The sequence below is a fragment of the Rickettsiella massiliensis 20B genome (assembly GCF_000257395.1).
Taxonomy (GTDB): domain Bacteria; phylum Pseudomonadota; class Gammaproteobacteria; order Diplorickettsiales; family Diplorickettsiaceae; genus Diplorickettsia; species Diplorickettsia massiliensis.
In genome coordinates this window covers 342,290-358,510 of record NZ_AJGC01000002.1, presented here as the reverse complement: position 1 = coordinate 358,510, position 16,221 = coordinate 342,290, and the positions used below count along the sequence as shown (strand labels likewise).

The following is a 16,221-nucleotide window of genomic DNA, read 5'->3' as shown; positions in this document are numbered from 1 at the left end:
TTCTTGGCCACTCATTTTCGGTAGATTTAAATCGGTAATAATAAAATCGAATGAGTTTTTTTTGCTAGCTGTAATCCACGAATAGGGTTATTCGCTGTAGAAACATGAAAACCCGCATCAATTAATATTAATTTAGCGATTTTATTTGCAATGATATCATCCTCAATAAGTAATATTCTTTTTTTAGCTCGAGAATATTTTTTTTATTTTTTTCAATAGCCTCTCTTTTAGATTCTATCACTGGATAGTCTTTTTTAAGCTCTTCAATAATTGAGGGGGACTTATTTAGAGACGCCAATGATTCCATTTTTCTATAATTTAATGTTCGTTTTTCAAATGGAAATGTTAAAGAAAAATAAAAAACTGAACCTTTATTTAGCTCACTTTTAACCTGAATATGACTACCTAGTAAATTAACAAATTTTTTTACGATATAGAGCCCAACTCCATTACCAAGGACATTACTTTGTTTATTAATGCGGAATAAATTATCAAAAATAAAAGGTTGTTTATCTTGATCAATTCCAGGACCGGTATCACAAACTTCAAATTGAATAGTAACAGCCTTTTTTTCCATTAAATCAGCTACTTTATTTACTTTCAACTGAACACTACCTACTTTTGTAAATTTAACTGCATTACTGAGTAAATTAAACAAGATTCGGTAGAGTTTACTTCGATCACAGATAATAAAATAATCACTTAGTGTCTGATCAACATCCAAAAAAAAATCAAGTTGGCTTTGTTGGGCCATAGGTAATACATAAGACTGTAAATTATCAAGAAACTGTTTCAGAGAAAACGTTTCCTTATGGAGTTGCTTTTCATCAAATTGACCGGTTTCGGAAGATTTTAATATATCATTAAGTAATTCAAGGAGTTTTTTAGCTAATGAAGCAATTGAACCAAAATTAATCGCTGATTCACCCAATGTATTTTTTTCATAAAAGCTGGCTAAACTGATAATTGTTGTCAACGGGTTACGAATATCATGACTCATATTCGCTAAAAATATTGTTTTAGCATGATTGGCTTCTTCTGCCATGATTTTTGCCTCCATCAGCGCTTTTTGGATCTCTTTTAATTGAGTAATATCAATTGAAACACCTAAAACACCAATAGAATTTCCAAACTTATCTTTTAGCGGGAACTTATTTGTTAAAAACGTATGTATTTTTTTATCCTCTAATATTGCTTTTTCTTCAAAATTCACCACCTGATTATGATGGATAACAAACCGATCATTTTCTCTAATATCTGATGCATATTTCCTCCATACAAAATCATTATCTGTTTTTCCAATCACTTCTTTAGGATCAGTATAGCCAGCTAGTTTAGCGTGTAGCCGACTTCCACCTAAAATGACACCATTTTTATCTTTCCAATAAAGACTGGCTGGGATAAAATTCATCAAATTATTTAAATACATTTCAAGTTTTTCTTTTTCTGTTCGCAAATTTTGAACTAGCTCCTTCTCTGGAACGAATATTTCGACAAAAATACTTAAATTTTCTTTTATAAGAAAACAACAGTGTATTTGTACAAATTGTAAATGATTACCAACATTTTTATAAAATTCTCCGCATAAAGATAAGGATTTATTTTTTTTTAAACATTGCTTAAGCAAATGACAAATAATTGTCATTTGCTCTTTTTTAAAAATAGCCTCTATTGGCTTTTCTTTAAAATTATCTTTTAATGATTTATCCAAAAAATTTATAAAAAAATGATTTCCTCCTTTTAAAATATTTTTTTGGGATCAATCCAATAAATAGAAAAAGGCAGTGTATTTAAAATAGAGGCTTCAAGATACATTTAGTTTACTCTAAAAACATTATTTGCTTGATGATAATCTTTTGAATTATCTTCTGAAAAATGACTATCGTTTCTTGATGATCTAAAAAACAACGATCGACTTTTATTTATAAAACCTACATCAAGTTCAATTTTTATTTTTTGTAATTGCATAGAAAAATTGCGAGCGATCTCTACTAAATTATTTTCATTTAAAATAGAATAATGATCGCCGTCGACGAGTATTTTAACAAATAATTCCTTATTTACAAAACCAGAAAGATAGTTATTTTCACTGTCTTTACCTAAATTCATATCTTGAAATGAATCATCGAGCTCTGTAGCTTTAAATAAATTTATTTTTGTTTTTATTAATCTTTTTGGTATAAATTTAAACCCTAAATTGATTATATTGTTCCCGCATGCGCTCAGTCTCTTTTTTGAGTAATTGCTGTGTTTGAACGTTTGAAGCATTCTCTACATACTGAGAATCATAATCTTTACTTAAAATCACTTGTTTTGTTTGATCAAAATAGGCGTTGACTCGATCTCGAAGTACTTTTTGTGCTTGATCTGTCGCACAAGACACAATCCAAGTATCTAATAAGAAAACACCTAAGAGGGTAGAAATACCTTTTTCTTCTGCTTGGGCAGCGATTTCTAGAGAAAGCATTCCTCCAAAAGAATAACCCGCGAGGATAAAATTTCCTTTAATTTTTTGCTGAATTTTTTCTAAATAATTATTTGCCATCTCAGAAATTGAGTTAGGTTGTTTACTTTTTTTTGTAATAACTGGATCATTAATCCCAAAGTAATTATAAGCTTCTGGCAGATGAGGGATTAAACCTTGATAACAATCGGTTGTTCCTCCTGCTGGATGAATAAAAATAATAGATAAATTTTCATCTATGTGAGTAGCGAATTTTCCTAAATTTAATAAAATATCCTCCTGATGTTTAATCGTCTGTTGCGAGCTCTGTTGACTAATCCAATTACTTAATTTACGAATACTTGGATATTTTTTCAAGAAACTATAATCCACCTCTACAGCAAACATATTTTCAATTTCTGCAATAAGTTGTACTGCTTTAATAGATGATCCGCCTAATAAAAAGAAACTTTTATCAATATCAAGCGCATAAGTCGAACCATGGGGTAGTGCAATTATTTTTCTAAATAAATCACTTACTTTCTTTTCTATAGAATTTAATATTGGCTGTTCTTTACTAAAATGTGTATGGTTGATCGATAAGAGAGAAAGCAAATGTTTTTTATCGACTTTTCCATTTCGAGTCAATGGAATAGCGGAAACTTTTTGATAATCATTGGGTAACATATAATGCGGCAAACGAGCCATTAAATAATCTTCAAGCGATGTTTTTATTTGGCATGCTTTTTTTAATACATAAAAGGCAACTAACCTATTTTCTCTAGAAGCAAAGCTTGTATTCAGCACAACGACTTGAGCTATAGCAGGATGTTGTTTCAAACAATGGCTAATTTCCTCCAAAGAAACAAAATAACCTTGTCTTTTAATTTCTTCGCCTATGCGTTCTAAATAACAAAGCTGCTCTCTTCCAAAATCATCATGACTCCAAAAAACTTTATCACCCGATCGATATAATTTGACTGTGCTTAAATTAGGATAAGAGACAAAGCGTTGCTGCTCTAAGTCTGGGTGATTGAGATAACCTTGCGCTAAACCTTCCCCGCCTATCACCAGCTCACCGACGGCACCCAGAGGAACAGGTTGTCCAAACTTACCCACAACATATGCTAAGGTATTATTAATTGGTCGACCAATCGGTACCCAAGGCAACTGTTTTGAAAAAGTAGCCTGTGTCATGACTAAAACTGCGGTAAATGTTGAATTTTCAGTCGGTCCATAACCATTGATAATATAATGCGGTGAACCCTGCTGACAGCTAAAAACACGTTCTATGGCTTGCTTCTGAATCGCATCACCACCCACCAACAGATAAGTTAATGAACGAAATAGTTCTGGATGAGTTAACGCATATTGATGAAATAAACCCGCTGTTAACCAAAGTATACTGACTCCATTTTTGTGTAATAATTCATCAAATCGGTTTTTATTTAAAATTGTTTCTTTTTCAAAAACCACTAACGTTGCGCCATTTAATAAAGCGATAAATACTTCAAAAACAGCGGCATCAAACGCGATATCTGAAGCCAACGCTACCTTATCATGAGAATGAATCGCTAAATAATTTGGCGAATCAACTACTCGTAGAATATTATATTGATATAAAATAACCCCTTTTGGCTTACCTGTTGATCCAGATGTGAAATAAATAAAGCTTCCTTGTCGTGCAGAAAGTGATTTGAGTGATTCCTCACTATACTGTGTTTGATTTAACTCTGTTTGTTCGACTAACTTAGCAAAATTGAGTGGTAATATTTCAAATTTAAAACTGCTCTGCTCTATCATTAAACCATGAATTAAGCGGTTGATTATCTTGTAAAATAAGTGTGGTTAATCTAGACTCTTGGAGAATATATTCATACCGATCAGATGTATCTTCATTCGAAATCGGGACACAAATAGCTCCCTGCTTCCAAATAGCCAATACAGCAATCGGAAATAAGAACTTTTGTTTTAAACAAAGACCCACTTTATCATTTTTTTGGACGTTTCTCTGGTTTAATTGGCGAGCTAATTCGGTAGATAATTGGTCTAATTTAGCATAACTTATTTTTTTATCTGCAAAATTTAAGGCGATATGTTCTGGACTTTGCAAAACATGCTCATAAAACTTATGTACCAATGATTTTTCTAAATCATACTTGACAATAGGTCCTTGGCTGAACGACTCAATTTCTGACCATTGCTGTGCAGAAAGACAAGTTATTTCCTTTATTTTTTGATTTGGATTCGCTGCAACATTATCAAGCAGCGCTAGAAAACTAGTACTTATTTTTTCAATCAAATTTTCACTAAAACAAGCTTGTTCATATTCAATAAGAAAATGAAAACCTTGTTCAGTTTCTGAAACAAATAAAGTAAATGGGCCAAAATGGCAAGTTGTACGTTGATCAAAGAGAATAGAATCTTGCGGAAAAAATAATTGCGCGGATTGATCATCTAATATTAAATTTGGAGGAGTATAATTTTGATAAATTAGCGCAGGAATAGCAAAAATATTTTGAATATCTTTTTTCTTTAATATTTCTTGTATTTTTTCAAATGGAATTTCTTCATGCTGCTTATCTTGTAACCAATTTTTATAATTTTCCTTTATATAAGAGTTGAATGATTGATCCCCTTGTAAAGTGAAGGGTTGCACCAGTAAATTGACAAAAAAACCAATCGTTTTATAAAAAGATGGGTTGGTTCTTCCTGTACTCACTGTTAATAGAACGATTTCATCCTGATAAGTATAATGTGCAATTAAAATACTATATAGTGCACTGATCACACCGTAACAAGTAACACCCTGCGCTTGCGCAACTTGTTTTAAACAAGAAAACGTTTCAAAGGAAGAAACAAAGGTTTTTCTTTTTGCACGTTTTTCACTATTTGGTGGCTGGGCTTCTTTTTCTTTATCTATTCTTAACTCAGCAAGGGTATCAATATGCGCCAATCGTTGCGTCCAGTAATCGATAGTTCGATCCAGGTGATTAATAAGGTTACTGCGTTGATACTGAATATAGTCTCTATACTGTACAGGTTTTATAAGAAGGGCATCGAGAGAATGACTTTGATACGCTTGCCCTAAAAAATCTAAAGTCGTCTTGAGTGAAACCGCATCAAAAATAGCATGGTGTACCAAAAAAAGCAGGTAGTATTTATTTTCTGATGGGGATTCTAGTTGATAAACTATAAACTTAATTAGCGGGGTATCCTGTATTAAAATTTTTTTTTCAGTTCGTCTTCAATCGCTTGTTTTATTAAATTAATCTCTTGTATTTTTTTTACTTCAAAAAATAATTCTCTCGCTTGAGGATTAAAAATTGCTATCCTCAGAGAACCTTCATCCATAAAAAACTTCATACCAAACACATCATAATAGGTAATCAGTTTTTGACAAGCTTTTCGAAAAGGTTCGATATTTAATCGAGCGACTTCATAACAAGCCAGCATTTGAAATTCCGCAGTTCCGTTTTCTAATATTTCTTTCTGTTCTGCATTCCAAAGTCTTTCTTGCTGCCAAGACGCAAAACTAACATCTGAATTTTCTAGTTTGCATGGATCGATAGCCGGCAAAGACGTTTTTTCTAAGATTTGTTTTTTTAAGTGGGCAATTGTTGTTTTACTACAAAGTAATTCCGATAGTGAAAAACTTACTCCTGTCATTTGATGGAGATAATAACCCAACTCTGTTGCTTTGATTGAATCTAATCCTAGATAAACAAGTGATTTATTACGTAAAACGCGAAGAATAATTTCACTAATCAACTGCTCGCTGTTTCTTAGACTCAATAAATTTCTATTATTTGTAAAAAAAGATTTACAAAACGATTAAAATCTTGAGTTTCATCCAGAATAGACTGCAAATAATGGCTACTATTATATTGAGAACAAGATGAATCTATTTGTTTTTCATGTAAAGAGTGTTGTTTATTTTCATCAGGTATTATTGTCTTTAGCTGATCGGCTTGATCTAATAGTTTATCGATATCGAGCTGTAGTAATTCTTGTGTTAAAAAGATAAATTTTATTGTTTGGTTTTCAGTGAGTAAATCTATATTGAGATCTTTTTTATTTGTAGCAATAAGTAAATTTTTTATAAATAATTGCGCAACTCTATTTTTATTTGTTTTTTTAAACGTAAATTGAATTTGATCAATCTTTTTCTTTTCAGCTAATTCTGCTAATGTATGCGTTAATCGATAGTCAATACCTAACCCAAAGGCGCGACAACTCAAAAAAAAATAGTCGACTTCTAATATTTTTTTTCGAAAACGAAAAAGCGCTGCTGCAATAACTCCATAGTTACCTATATAGCCTCCTGAAGCAGAAACTGTAATCATCTTATTATTTTTTTCTTTTAAATAAGATTTTAAATGGGCGACATTTACCGGAGAAAAATTTAAATTAAATTGATTAGTACGCTCTGAAAGTTGACTGACTCTTCCTAATTGTTGCTCTTCTTGCTCATTTATTTCTCTACAAACAACTTCTAGATTTAATGAACTGACGAATTCAGATAACCTTTCTCGTTGCTGTGGTTGATTTTTTTCTAAACTCCTGTTCTCTTCTATAAAACTCTGCGCGATCTGCATCCTGCTCAAAAATCCAATTATTATTAATAACTCGTTCCAAATCAACGCAATTTTCTGGCATTTTCATACACAATACTGGGAGATTTCTTTTCACTTCAATAAGCTCACGATCTGAGTCATCAATAAAAATAAACTGCTCAAGCCCTAAATTTAATTCCTTCGCTAATTCGCGAATATTGTCTGATTTTCGAGACCAATTTGCCTTAATTGCCGTCAAATGTTGAATTTTTAGTGGCATTTCTTCTTCTCTTTCAGAAAAGAGCTCTGTTATACAATTTTCATCATTTTTACTACAAAGGCAAATTAATTTACCTAATTGACATTGTTTAACTAAAAAATATTACACCTTCCCATAAAGTATTATCACAATCGACAACAATGACTTTAAAAGGTACTGTTTTTGTCATATCGATCGTATAGGCCAAATAAACAAAATATTCTGGTGAATAGGGAATATGCGCTTCTTGATCGGCTAAGGAGTTAAAAAATAGAATCCGCTGAGTGATAATTGAAAAGATTGTCGATTAAGTTGATTAATAAATATTTGTTCTTGTTGTTTCAATTGCACATCCTTTAAAAAATTTTCTTCTAAACTTGGGCATAAAACAACTAAGACAGGACGTGTACTTTCTTGTTTACGATCTTCAATTTGACTGATAATTTTATTGAATTTTTTTTGCAAAGTATTTATATCAATTGATTCTTTTTCAGAATCAATCAGATCACTAAACCGTACTAATATAACAATCGCTTTTTCTAGCGGAATTGATTTTTTTAGATTAAAAAAAATATTGCCATAATCAACTTCAACTTGCTCATGGCTGAATTTATTAATTAAATAATTAAGCGGCTCATGAAGATATTTGGCATTGAATGTTGAGAAAATAATCATATATAACTCCTTTTATTTTTGAATTTTGAGATGAACCAACCTTGGCTTTAATGATTGGATAGTGAATGTTTATTTATTGATTAACAAAAAGAAAAGTAACCCTAGATTCCTACTCGTAGTTAAGATAATTCATTTTTACTGTGAATGTCCAATAAAATATTATTACTTTTTTATGTTTTTATTCTTATTTCTTCTTACTCTTTTTTGTAAAAAAATAAGGGGATTTTGTTATTTTTTATATTGAAAAATGCTTATGTGCTGATCTTTTTTAGGATAAACCTAAAATAGGATAAGAAAGAAAACACGTACTCACCGTAATGAGCAAGCGCGTGTTTTTTCAAAAAAAGGGATCTACGATGGCATATCGATTTTTAGGCTGGGTTTTTCTACTTCCGCCACCATATGCACAAGCTCACGGACAATCACAAAAAACATCATAAGTTTAAGTTCACTGGTACTCCGTAAATCAGCCAGAAAACGTTTCCAACGTTGCATAAAATGCGGATTAGCCGCCTCCCATTGCTCTAAACAAACTTTATTGTCACGATGAGAGTCAACAACGCATTGTAAAATCGTCACCGTTAATCGACGCTGCTGGATGTCTAAGTCGTCCAATAACACCACACGCCCTAAGGTATCCCATAATGTTTCCATCGTTTGTTTCATGATTTGAGAGCTCTGCCACGGTAAACAATGATAAATTATTTTTTTGTGCGGCTTCAATAATGTCCAGCAATGCATATTCATGATCAATACTCGCCATCCGCAACCATGGGAAGTCCCTGCTCTTGTAAATTGGCTACTTTTATTGCCCATTGCTCTTTTTCTTCACCCATCAATAAATCAGGCAGTTTTTCATGCAAAACTCGAATTGACGGAGCAAACTGTTCTACTAACTTGAGAATATCTGGAAGTTGTTCGCGGTGATTACATAAAAACCATCGTGTCGCACGCCGCACTAGACGATGAATTTGACGCATTAACGTATAGCGAGTTTCGAGCGAAATGGCTTCTGGAAGTCGTTCCGTTCGTGCAATGAGATCCGCATAACCAAACACTTGATGTGCAATCGCATAGGCGCGCGCAATCGAGGCCACATCCGCTCCTGTTTCTGCTTTGAGCCGGAACGTAAACGTAACACCCATGTCATTGACCATCGCATTACTAATTTTGGTCGCAATAATTTCCCGCCGCAAACTATGAGATTGCATAAATTCAGCAAAACGACCGCGTAACGGTTTAGGAAAAGCGGATTCGCGAGTTAAATATTCTTCATCTAACGCATGCGATTCAAGCAGTTCGGCTTTGACACACATTTTGGTATACGCCAGCAACACAGCAATCTCTGGGCTCGTTAATCCCTTGCCTAACGCTTTACGCTCAAGTAAGGCCTTTTCATCCGGCAAAAATTCTAAGGAACGATCCAGCTTTCCGGCTTGCTCCAACTCTTCAATGTAACGTCGATGAATTTCCAATTCAGTTTGCGCATGCACCGCGGCTAAACTAATCGCTCGAGTTTGACAATAATTGTCATGTAACACTAATTTTGCAATTTCATCGGTCATCTCCATATTCAGTAAAATTTTACAATTGACTTCATGGTCAGAACAGTCAACACCAGCTGAGTTGTCAATAAAGTCGGTGAAAATTAATCCACCATTTTGAGCATATTCAATCCGTGCTAATTGGGTTAAACCAAGATTTCCACCTTCTGCAACAATTCGGCAACGGAGCTCCTGACCATTGATACGTAAATTATCATTTGTTCTATCGCCTACTTCCGCATTGCGTTCATTTGCGGCTTTCACATAGGTACCGATTCCACCGTTCCATAATAAATCCACTTTTGCTTTTAAGATCGCACGAATGAGTCCATCTGGCGTAATAAAATCGCGTTGAATATCGAGTAGTTGTTTAATCTCTGGCGATAACGAAATTGATTTTTGTAAGCGATTAAAAACACCGCCCCCTCGGGAAATGAGTTTTGGATTATAATCTTGCCAAGAAGAACGTGGTAAGTTAAACAAACGTTGCCGTTCATAAAAGCTTTGCTCGGCATCCGGCGTTGGGTCGATAAAAATATGCAAATGGTTAAACGCCGCAACCAGTTGAATATGCGGCGACAACAATAACCCATTCCCAAATACGTCACCCGACATATCGCCGATTCCAACCACCGTAAAATTGTCTTTTGCCGGATCAATTCCCAGTGCTTGGCCATGACGTTTTACCGATTCCCAAGCGCCTCGCGCCGTAATCCCCATTTTCTTGTGATCGTAGCCAACACTGCCTCCTGAGGCAAAGGCATCTCCTAACCAAAAGTTATATTCTGCAGAAATACTATTCGCAATATCAGAAAAACTGGCCGTTCCTTTGTCCGCCGCAACGACTAAGTAGGGATCGTCTTCATCATAACGTACCACGTCTTGCGGATGGATTAGTTCGCCATTTTGTAAGTTATCCGTTAAATCCAGTAAACCACGCATAAACGTTTGATAACAATGTATCACTTCACGCATGACCGCTTCGCGATCACCGCCTTCTGGCAAACATTTACAGACAAATCCTCCTTTGGCACCGGCCGGTACAATCACCGCATTTTTAACTTTCATCAAACCTAATACTTCGGTACGAAAATCTTCACGGCGATCCGACCAACGGATTCCTCCACGCGCGACTTTTGCTGCACGTAAGTGCACCGCTTCCACACGGGGTGAATACACAAAAATTTCATAGAACGGACGTGGGAGGGGTAAATCGGTAATTCGTGCTGGATTTAATTTAATCGCTAACCAATTTTTCGGTTTACCTTCGGCATCTTTTTGAAAATAATTGGTTCGTAACGTCGCATGAATCACTTCAAACAAACAACGGAGGATCCGATCTTCGTCTAAACTTAATACCGCATCGAGCGCCGTTTGAAGACTTTTTTCGAGACTGGCAATTAAGCTGCTTGTTTCACTTTCACCTTGCCGACGTGGGTCAAAATAGTATTTGAATAATTTAACCAAAATACGCGCAATCCCGGCATTACGAGCAACTACGGTTTCAATATATGTTTGACTAAACGGAACCCCGATCTGACGAAGGTACTTCGTATAAGCCCTTAAAATCGAAACTTCACGCCAAGTCAGTTGTGCCGCCAGAATCAGTCGATTGAAGCCATCGTTTTCAACTTCACCAAACCAAATACGTCGAAACGCTTCTTGGAAAATTTCCTTAACTTGCGCGACCTCCACTTGGTCCGCTTGCAAAGGGATCACTCCAAAATCGTTAATCCAAGCACGCTTTTTATCGCCCAGTAAAATTTCTTGTGGCCATTCGTCCATGACCCGCAAGCCCATATTTTCTAATACGGGTAAGACATCCGATAAGATGATGGGTTTGTATAAACGGAATCGTAAAGGGACGCCGGTTGCTTGTGGCGGATGATAAAAATTCATTTCTAACAGACGCTCTGTGGAGAGCCGTTCAATATGCTCAATATCATGTACCGCGGTCGCGGCTGGAAAAGTATCTCGATAACCACTTGGGAAAGCGTTAACTATATTTTTGTATTAAATCGCGGCTGTGTTCTTCACCATAATGTTCGGTCAATGCTTGACGGAGTTCCTCTTTCCAAGAACGTGCGACCACAGCCAGCTGTGCTTCAATTTTTTTAACATCGTAGTTGAGTTCTTTTTTAGGATCCGTGCGAATTAAAAAGTGAATCCGTGCTAAATTTGAATCGCCAAACAATGGGAAAAAGCCGATTTCTATTCCTGAAAACTCACGGACCAGAATTTTTTCCATTTCTTTTTGTAAGTCTGTATTTAAATTTTCTTTCGGCAAATAAACTAAACAGGAAATAAAACGCCGATAAGTATCTTGACGTACAAACAATCGAACGACTCGTTGATCTTCCAGTTGTAAAATACCAAACGCCAGTTCCGCTAACTCGTCCGGTGTCGCTTGAAATAAATCATCTCGCGGCAAACTCGTTAAAATATCTAATAACGCTTTGCCCGTATGTCCTTTAATAGGAAGATGTGACTTTTGGAGTACTAACTGAATTTTTCTTCTAATTAAAGGAATATACCGTGGGTCACTGTGATAAACCGTCGAGGTATAAAGACCAATAAAACGACGCTCACCAATTAATTCACCTTTATCATTAAAACGCTTAACGCCAATATAATCTGGATAAACCGGGCGATGAATTTTCGATTTTTTATTAGTTTTAGAAATAACCAATATTTGTGGTGAAAAAGCCATACGGCGCGCTTCCGGGGGTAAAGCGGTTAAAGACTTTTCTTGTTTGCTTTTACTTTCTTCACGTAAGACCCCCAAACCCGAAGACTTCACTCGACGTAAGCTTTTGTTATCTTTACTTAATTCGTAATCACGACAACCTAAAAAGTAAATGATCTTGAATCAGCCAACGTAAAAAATCTTTTGATTCAGACACATCTTGAGGATCATAACCCGGCGCCTGTTTTTCTAACGACTGAAGACACGATTCCATTTTTGCCCGCATCGCAGACCAGTCTTTTACTACTACGTTCACTTGGTTAATGACGCTTTCTAATTTAGTGGTGATCGTACGTAACGTGTCGTTTTCTGACACCTTATCAATTTCTAAATAAACCAACGCTTCGACTTGTCGGTCAGCGTCTTCGGCATTGAGCGGTAAGACTTCTTGAAGTTGACCATGTAAATCACGGATCACTTTTACATCGCCAATATGCAAACTATAAAAAATATCATAGCCTAATTGATTGACTTCAATGCGAATCGAGTCGACTAAAAAGGGTTTATCTTCGGTGACAATTTGAATAATTGTGTGCTTTGATGTCCATCCCTCTTTTTTCAAGAGACGGATTATAGACCCGAACTTTGATTTGGCCGGGACGCCGTTGATAAGCCAGTTGCCAATGAGTTAACGCACTGCCCACTAACTGTTCCGGTGAACGTTGGTGAAGTATCTCTACGGTGGTGTATGCATAGTATTGCTGTAAAAAAGCACGGAAAAGTGGTTCTTCTTCGACATTCAACCGTGATTGGGCTTTACTCAGCAGGTTTTCCAAAATATCCTGATACGTATGGTTCGTTAGATTATTCATATGAAGCTACAATAAGGTAGAGAATCAGGCCCCATGATGCAGTTAATGACTTTCCCTAATACCGATTTGACATAAATTTGTTGATACGTTTTTTTATACTTTTTTGGCTTACATTCCCAAACTAAATTTAAGGTTGTAATGCCTAAAAACTCATCCACGATTGACGATCAATCCACGCACGACACGTTTTTAAATGGCGTAAAAAGTTTCAGTAACTCCTATCAATGACTAATGGACACACTATGGGGGGTCAAGTAGACTGGGCCTATTGTAATACGCTCTATGCAAAAAACCAACGTGGTAGTTCGTTTTTATGTCAATTTCTAATCTTGATCCGGCCGAAATTCATAAATTTTCATCGCTAGCGGAGGATTGGTGGGATCCAACCGGCCCCGTTCGATCCCTGCATGCGATTAATCCCGCTCGCTTAGCCTTTATAAAAAACCATATTGCTTTGGCTCAACAACGGGTGATTGATCTCGGTTGTGGGGGTGGTGTACTGAGTGAGGCCTTAGCCCGCGAACATGCGCAGGTTCTTGGCATTGATCAAAGTGAAACCTTAATTGAGGTGGCTAAAGCCCATGCTGTCGCGCAACATTTACCGATCACGTATCAAGTCGCCGAAATCGAAGCCTTGAGCAAAGAAAAAACAGAAAATTTTGATATGGTGTGTTGTATGGAGCTTTTGGAGCATGTTCCCGATCCAGTGACGTTGATCCAAGCCTGTAGTACTTTGGTCAAACCCGGCGGCTGGGTCTTCTTTTCAACTATTAATCGTTGTCTTCCCGCCTACTTTTTAGCGATTTTGGGTGCCGAATATTGTTTAAATGTATTACCCAAAGGCACACATACTTACGAAAAGTTTATTCGTCCTTCGGAATTGAGTGCCGCGGCGCGTCAAGCCGGGTTACGTTTGGTGAAGCTCCAAGGTCTCCACTATAATCCCTTCACCGATCAAGTCAGACTTTCTGCTTCGATACGTGTGAATTATCTAGCTTCTTTTCAAAAGTAAACTTAAATACTATGGCCAATACGCTGACTTCAGAGGAACCCATCGTCTTGCAAAAAGCAATTCTATTTGACTTAGACGGCACGTTACTCGACACGGCACCGGATCTGGTTGCCACATTGAATGCGCTGCTCTGTGCACATCATTTGCCGTTGAAAGCAATACGGCCCTTTATTTCAGAAGGCGTACAAGGTCTCTTGGAGCGAGGTTTCAAATTATCTGCCAAAGACCCTCTGCAGTGAATTTCTCGATTATTATGCCAAACACCTCTGTGAGAACACCCAATGGTTTCCCGGCATGGAATCCGTACTTAACGACTTAATCCGGCAACAATTTCCTTGGGGGATCGTAACCAACAAAGCCAAAATCTTTACTGAAAAATTGGTTGACCATTTTTCTTTACTTCGCCAAGCACACTGCGTGGTCAGTGGTGATAGTGTCGCTCATTGTAAACCCCATCCTGAACCTTTGCTCTATGCAAGCTGGAGTCTACATTGCCAGCCTGAACACTGCGTTTACGTGGGGGATGCACGGCGCGATATCGAAGCCGCGCAAGCCGCGGGAATGACAAGCTTGGTGGCTCTCTACGGTTATTTACCCGAACAAGATCCGGTAGGCACTTGGAACGCCAGTGGTTTACTCGATACCCCACAAGCACTCGTCACTTGGCTCAAGCAAAATCAATGGCTCAGCACGTAAAGATCACATGCACTGCCTTATTTTCGAAACAGTTAAATCGGGTTATTTAAAGTGGTACCCCGTGGTGGTACCCCGTGTTTCACGCATAAAAAAACTGGTAAAAAGCGCTAACCCGGCAAAGAGCATTAAATAAAGGCCCGGAATCAATGGATTGCCACTGATCCGAATTAACCACGTCACTGCAAGAGGAGTCAGACCGCCCGCCAAAGCAAACCCAACGTTATAAACCAATGCGACGCCACTGTAACGAATTGCGGTCGGATATAAACTGACTAATAAACTTGTGAAAACACTGATGACTAAACTGGAAATCACGGTTAAGCCGATGAGACTGAATACCGTTAACGTTAACGAATGATAGCCAAATGCCTTATAAAAAAGGTAAGAAAAAAGAAAAAGACCTAAGGCACCCAAACGCAATACTTTCAAATAAGACCAATGATCCGCCCATTGCCCGACGATCAAGGGAATAAACATCAATTTATCTAATGGATAATGAAAAAACGTATTCAGATACGTTGGCATAAAGAACAAACATAAACTCACAATCACAGCACCGAGTGAAGTCAGGATAAGCCCTTGCACCACTTCAGGGTAATAACACGTCAATACTGATTTTAAAGGAAAAGACGCTTGTTTTTGTTGTTTCTGGAGAGTGATAAAAAAAAGGCGTTTCATTTAATCGGCGGCGCAAATAAAAACCGACCACCCCCAATATGCCTCCAAAAAGAAAAGGAATACGCCAGCCCCAAGCTAATAATTCTTCCACACTGAAGTGATGTAAAATCCACGTTGAAAGAAAAGAACCCAACAAAGAGCCCGCATTTACACCTAAAAAAATTAACGAACAAACCCATGCACGTTTGTTTTGTGGCGTTAATTCGGTAATAAAAACTAACGCGCCGGGTAATTCCCCGCCCATAAAAAATCCCTGACACAAACGACAGATAACAAGCAAGACTGGCGCATACAAACCTATTGCTTGATAACTAGGCAACAAACCAATAAGAAAAGAGGGAACGGCCATACCGATTAAAGTAACAATAAAGCTTCGTTTACGGCCAAAACGATCACCCAAATGCCCGAGAATCATCCCTCCCAAAGGACGTGCTAAATAACCGACTGCGACAAAGGTCCAGCTCGCCATCAAGGAAGCAAACGGATCAGTATTTGGAAAAAAAAGAGTCCCTAACGTTTTCGCAAAAAAAACAAATATAATAAAATCGTAAAATTCAAGCGCGCCGCCTAATCCGGTGAGAAGCAATATTTTTTTTTGTTCGGACGTAAATGAAGTATCCATTGGAAGTGCTTATGGGCAAAGAAGTGAATATCCTTAAGTAATTGACTTAGGCTAGCTTTTTTTAGATAACTCTGTCAATGTTCTTCCATAGAAATAAAATTGTTTGAAAAAAATAAAGGTAATCAGCTGACTTTGTTTTAGCAAATCTTGTAGCGCCTCTATTTTTTGATACGAATTA

General features: G+C 36.7%; 18 protein-coding genes and 1 pseudogene. 3 read left to right on the top strand and 16 right to left on the bottom strand.

What is annotated here, in order from left to right; genetic code table 11:
* Window positions 1-127: 127 nt before the first annotated feature.
* The 14 genes and pseudogenes from S3O_RS0107595 to S3O_RS18960 all read right to left on the bottom strand — a co-directional run bounded on the left by S3O_RS0107595 (window position 128) and on the right by S3O_RS18960 (window position 12,999).
* Window positions 128-1,711: a PAS domain-containing sensor histidine kinase gene (locus S3O_RS0107595; protein ID WP_010598488.1), complete on the bottom strand. Its 1,584-nt coding sequence runs from the start codon at window positions 1,709-1,711 to the stop codon at window positions 128-130.
* A gap of 104 nt (window positions 1,712-1,815) precedes the next feature.
* Window positions 1,816-2,109, bottom strand: a complete 294-nt coding sequence (locus S3O_RS0107590; protein ID WP_010598487.1) for a hypothetical protein — start codon at window positions 2,107-2,109, stop codon at window positions 1,816-1,818.
* A 76-nt stretch (window positions 2,110-2,185) separates the two neighbouring features.
* Entirely contained in the window at window positions 2,186-4,246 is a 2,061-nt protein-coding gene (locus tag S3O_RS19790) for an AMP-binding protein (protein ID WP_010598486.1), read from the bottom strand.
* Entirely contained in the window at window positions 4,224-5,639 is a 1,416-nt protein-coding gene (locus tag S3O_RS19785) for a condensation domain-containing protein (RefSeq protein WP_268869467.1), read from the bottom strand. Before S3O_RS19785 ends, S3O_RS19790 begins: the two co-directional genes overlap by 23 nt.
* 26 nt (window positions 5,640-5,665) lie before the next feature.
* Entirely contained in the window at window positions 5,666-6,214 is a 549-nt protein-coding gene (locus S3O_RS0107575; RefSeq protein ID WP_010598484.1) for a condensation domain-containing protein, read from the bottom strand.
* Window positions 6,215-6,234: 20 nt separating this feature from the next.
* The gene (locus S3O_RS0107570) at window positions 6,235-7,041 is read right to left on the bottom strand and encodes a hypothetical protein (RefSeq protein ID WP_029463722.1); all 807 of its coding nucleotides are present in this window, start codon (window positions 7,039-7,041) and stop codon (window positions 6,235-6,237) included.
* Entirely contained in the window at window positions 6,962-7,279 is a 318-nt protein-coding gene (locus tag S3O_RS17420; protein ID WP_156792819.1) for a hypothetical protein, read from the bottom strand. Before S3O_RS17420 ends, S3O_RS0107570 begins: the two co-directional genes overlap by 80 nt.
* A 234-nt stretch (window positions 7,280-7,513) precedes the next feature.
* Window positions 7,514-7,933 carry a hypothetical protein gene (locus S3O_RS0107565; protein WP_010598483.1) on the bottom strand — a complete coding sequence of 140 codons (420 nt, stop codon included), beginning with the start codon at window positions 7,931-7,933 and terminating at the stop codon, window positions 7,514-7,516.
* A 351-nt stretch (window positions 7,934-8,284) separates the two neighbouring features.
* Complete coding sequence (locus S3O_RS19780) at window positions 8,285-8,599, bottom strand: NAD-glutamate dehydrogenase domain-containing protein (protein ID WP_268869448.1); 315 nt, start codon at window positions 8,597-8,599, stop codon at window positions 8,285-8,287.
* 83 nt (window positions 8,600-8,682) lie between these two features.
* Entirely contained in the window at window positions 8,683-11,376 is a 2,694-nt protein-coding gene (locus tag S3O_RS19775) for an NAD-glutamate dehydrogenase domain-containing protein (protein ID WP_050816870.1), read from the bottom strand.
* A gap of 57 nt (window positions 11,377-11,433) precedes the next feature.
* Window positions 11,434-11,481, bottom strand: a pseudogene (locus S3O_RS20160) (hypothetical protein); the annotation flags it as partial.
* Window positions 11,474-12,262, bottom strand: coding sequence for a hypothetical protein (locus S3O_RS20155; RefSeq protein ID WP_328264365.1), 789 nt, complete (start codon window positions 12,260-12,262; stop codon window positions 11,474-11,476). The gene S3O_RS20155 and the pseudogene S3O_RS20160, both read right to left, overlap by 8 nt.
* A gap of 52 nt (window positions 12,263-12,314) precedes the next feature.
* On the bottom strand, window positions 12,315-12,785 hold the full coding sequence (locus S3O_RS20150) for an NAD-glutamate dehydrogenase domain-containing protein (protein WP_050816868.1): 471 nt from the start codon (window positions 12,783-12,785) through the stop codon (window positions 12,315-12,317).
* The gene (locus tag S3O_RS18960; protein WP_235776216.1) at window positions 12,727-12,999 is read right to left on the bottom strand and encodes a hypothetical protein; all 273 of its coding nucleotides are present in this window, start codon (window positions 12,997-12,999) and stop codon (window positions 12,727-12,729) included. The genes S3O_RS20150 and S3O_RS18960 overlap by 59 nt, the downstream gene beginning before the upstream one ends.
* Window positions 13,000-13,348: 349 nt before the next feature.
* Here S3O_RS18960 and ubiG point away from each other — a divergent pair, with 349 nt between their 5' ends.
* The 3 genes from ubiG to S3O_RS16630 are packed head-to-tail and all read left to right on the top strand — an operon-like array spanning window position 13,349 to window position 14,743.
* Complete coding sequence (gene ubiG / locus S3O_RS0107555) at window positions 13,349-14,047, top strand: bifunctional 2-polyprenyl-6-hydroxyphenol methylase/3-demethylubiquinol 3-O-methyltransferase UbiG (protein ID WP_010598481.1); 699 nt, start codon at window positions 13,349-13,351, stop codon at window positions 14,045-14,047.
* Window positions 14,048-14,058: 11 nt separating this feature from the next.
* Window positions 14,059-14,286, top strand: a complete 228-nt coding sequence (locus S3O_RS18175) for an HAD hydrolase-like protein (RefSeq protein WP_050816867.1) — start codon at window positions 14,059-14,061, stop codon at window positions 14,284-14,286.
* Window positions 14,264-14,743, top strand: coding sequence for an HAD family hydrolase (locus S3O_RS16630; protein WP_202798037.1), 480 nt, complete (start codon window positions 14,264-14,266; stop codon window positions 14,741-14,743). Before S3O_RS18175 ends, S3O_RS16630 begins: the two co-directional genes overlap by 23 nt.
* Before the next feature lie 42 nt (window positions 14,744-14,785).
* On the opposite strand, the gene S3O_RS15725 is transcribed toward S3O_RS16630, so the two are convergent.
* Window positions 14,786-15,328, bottom strand: coding sequence for an MFS transporter (locus S3O_RS15725; RefSeq protein WP_192805914.1), 543 nt, complete (start codon window positions 15,326-15,328; stop codon window positions 14,786-14,788).
* Between the two features lie 4 nt (window positions 15,329-15,332).
* The gene (locus S3O_RS15720) at window positions 15,333-16,043 is read right to left on the bottom strand and encodes an MFS transporter (RefSeq protein ID WP_083827714.1); all 711 of its coding nucleotides are present in this window, start codon (window positions 16,041-16,043) and stop codon (window positions 15,333-15,335) included.
* Window positions 16,044-16,221: the final 178 nt, after the last annotated feature.